This is a genomic window from Corynebacterium sp., from assembly GCF_012837295.1.
Classification (GTDB): domain Bacteria; phylum Actinomycetota; class Actinomycetes; order Mycobacteriales; family Mycobacteriaceae; genus Corynebacterium.
Window position 1 is genome coordinate 1 of sequence record NZ_DURI01000167.1, and the last position, 2,527, is coordinate 2,527.

The following is a 2,527-nucleotide window of genomic DNA, read 5'->3' on the forward strand; positions in this document are numbered from 1 at the left end:
CGGCCGTAGAACCACTCCTTCGCCTCGGCGGTCTTCTCGGCCGGGCGGAAGGACTTCGGGACGGTGAATCCCTTGATCTTCGTGTACTTCGACTCATCGAACGCCATGCGCTCAGCCCTTCTTCTTCGCATTCTTCGCGGAGTTCTTCGCCGCGTTCTTGCCCGGCGCGGTCTTGCGGGCCACCGGCTCGAGGACGTCGCGGCCGACGAACGGGCGCAGCGCCTCGGGCACGACGACGGAGCCGTCGGCCCGCTGGTTGTTCTCCAGGATCGCGACCAGCCAGCGGGTGGTGGCCAGCGTGCCGTTGAGGGTGGCGCAGAACTGGGTGCCGCCGTTGTCGTCGCGGTAGCGGGTCTTCAGGCGGCGGGCCTGGAAGGTGGTGCAGTTCGAGGTCGACGTCAGCTCGCGGTAGGTGTTCTGGGTGGGCACCCACGCCTCGGTGTCGAACTTGCGGGCCGCGGACGAGCCGAGGTCGCCGCCGGCGACGTCGATGATGCGGTAGGGCACCTCGACGGCGGCGAGCATGTCGCGCTCCATGGCCAGCAGCTTCTCGTGCTCGGCCGCGGCGTCCTCCGGCTTGCAGTAGGAGAACATCTCCACCTTGTCGAACTGGTGGACGCGGAGAATGCCGCGGGTGTCCTTGCCGTAGGACCCGGCCTCGCGGCGGAAGCAGGAGGACCAGCCGGCGTAGCGCACCGGGCCGTCGGACAGGTCGATGATCTCGTCGGCGTGGTAGCCGGCCAGTGCGACCTCGGAGGTGCCCACGAGGTAGAGGTCGTCTTCTTCGAGGTGGTAGATCTCGTCGGCGTGCGCGCCGAGGAAGCCGGTGCCGGCCATGGTCTCGGGGCGGACGAGCACCGGGGGGATCATCAGTTGGAAGCCATGCTGCGTCGCCTTCTGCGCGGCGAGGTTGAGCAGGCCCAGCTGCAGCATCGCGCCGGCGCCGGTGAGGAAGTAGAACCGGGAGCCGGACACCTTCGCGCCGCGCTCCATGTCGATCAGGCCGAGCGATTCGCCCAGGTCCAGATGGTCCTTCGGCTCGAAGTCGAACTCGGGGACCTCCCCGACGTGCTCGAGGACCACGTAGTCGTCCTCGCCGCCCGCGGGCGCGCCGGCGACGACGTTGCCGAGCTTCATCTGCAGCTCGTGGACGGCGGCCTCGGCCTCGCGCTGGTCGTTTTCGGCGTCCTTGACGCGGCCGGAGAACGCCTTGGCCTCCTCCAGCAGCGCGGGGCGCTCCTCCTTGGAGGCGGCGCCGATCTTTTTGCCGAAGCCCTTGTGCTCGGCGCGCAGCGCATCCGCCGTGGCGATGGCGTCGCGGCGGCGGGCGTCGGCGTCGAGCAGCTGGTCGACGAGGGCCGGGTCCTCGCCGCGGGTGCGCTGCGAATCACGGACGACGTCGGGGTTGTCGCGGAGGAATTTCAGATCGATCACGTGCCCAGGGTACCCGGAGGGGGCCGGCGTTCACCGGCCAACCGGGCGAAGGCCGCTTTACGACGCCCATGTCCCCCTCCCCCGGCCGCCGCACCCGGGCGCCGTGCGGGTGGCACGGCGGGCGCGATCAGGTGAGCGTCGTCAAGCCCTGCCACACGAACGTCGCGCCCAGGCCCGCGAACACGACGCCCGCCACCAAGTCGATCCACGGCCCCGCGGACACCATGCGGCGCACCACCGCCTCCGTGGACACCGTGACGGCGATGAACCCGAACCACAGCAGCGCCGTCACCAGCAACGCCGCGATGTAGACCAGCTGCACCCACAGCGGCGCGCCGACCGGCATGAACTGCGACAGCACCGCCGCGAAGAAGAGGACGATCTTCGGGTTGGACAGGTTGGTCAGCAAACCCTGCCGGTACGCCCCGCCGAGGCTGCCCAGCGCCGCCGCGCCCACGGCCGCCGCCCCGCCCCGCCGCAGCTCGCGGATGCCCCGCACCGCCCCGAGCAGCATGCGCACGCCCATGTACGCCAGGTACCCGCCGCCGAGCAGCTGGATCGCCCCCATCAACGTCGGATTCGTCGACAACACCGCCGCGACGCCCACCACCGTCAACGTCACCCACACCGTCGACCCCGTGACGATCCCCGCCACCGCCGCCAACGCATGCTTCCGCGAACGCGTGGCCATCCGCAGAATCAGGAAGATGTCCGGCCCCGGCGACGTCATCCCCACCACGTGGATGCCCAACATCGCCGCGAAACCCGCCCAGTTCATCGGGCCGCCCGGACGACGGAGAGACGGGCCGTCGTAAAGCGAACCCCCGCGCCCGGGCCCTGCGCCACCCCGAAAATGGGGGTCGGACGGGGCATCTGCGACGAAACTGACATAGCGGAAATCATAGCCGTGCGTGCCCGCCACCCCGAGTGATGCACAATGGCAGGGATGGGTGAGCGACGAATCAGAAACGGCACACGCGACGGATGGGGCCTGCGGGTCACCACCGTGGCGATGCTCGTCGGCGCCGGCCTGACCGCCTGGTGGCAAGGGCCGATCGACGCCCCCGAGCCCGAACCGACCGAAACCACCCGC

General features: G+C 70.1%; 2 protein-coding genes. Both read right to left on the reverse strand.

Translation table 11 applies throughout. The features are described 5' to 3' along the window. Positions 1–111 precede the first annotated feature (111 nt). The gene (gene serS, locus GX015_RS05705) at positions 112–1,434 is read right to left on the reverse strand and encodes a serine--tRNA ligase (RefSeq protein ID WP_291343481.1); all 1,323 of its coding nucleotides are present in this window, start codon (positions 1,432–1,434) and stop codon (positions 112–114) included. Between the two features lie 127 nt (positions 1,435–1,561). Then, positions 1,562–2,212 carry a LysE family translocator gene (locus GX015_RS05710; protein WP_291343482.1) on the reverse strand — a complete coding sequence of 217 codons (651 nt, stop codon included), beginning with the start codon at positions 2,210–2,212 and terminating at the stop codon, positions 1,562–1,564. Positions 2,213–2,527 lie beyond the last annotated feature (315 nt).

Excerpts from the sequence above, each read along its gene's own strand:
- GX015_RS05710 (WP_291343482.1), bottom strand. The coding sequence starts at position 2,212 with ATGAACTGGGCGGGTTTCGCGGCGATGTTGGGCATCCACGTGGTGGGG.